Here is a 238-nt window from a genome sequence, read left to right on the forward strand (position 1 = left end):
AGAGGGCAGACCGGCTCTAGATGTGATTTTTAGGGTGAGCAATAATAATCTGGCATTCAAATATAAAGCATATCCGCAGAAAGAAACGCTTTCGTGCGTGGTTCAGGAAGAGGCTTCGGGATTTCTGATGCCAAGCGGAGCCACTACATTTCTATGTCCGCAAAGCAATCCGATGACCGGATTTGCGAGAACAGGTCCTAGTTATGAAACTTCGTATATGTTAGATGATGCCGTTGGA

At 45.4% G+C, this 238-nt stretch carries 1 protein-coding gene; it reads left to right on the plus strand.

Annotated elements, in window-relative coordinates; translation table 11 throughout:
- A partial coding sequence (locus DM397_RS00105; RefSeq protein ID WP_204251827.1) for a glycoside hydrolase family 97 N-terminal domain-containing protein occupies positions 1–238 on the plus strand: 238 nt, incomplete at both ends.

This window comes from Flavobacterium nitrogenifigens (assembly GCF_003254565.1).
Lineage (GTDB): Bacteria > Bacteroidota > Bacteroidia > Flavobacteriales > Flavobacteriaceae > Flavobacterium > Flavobacterium nitrogenifigens.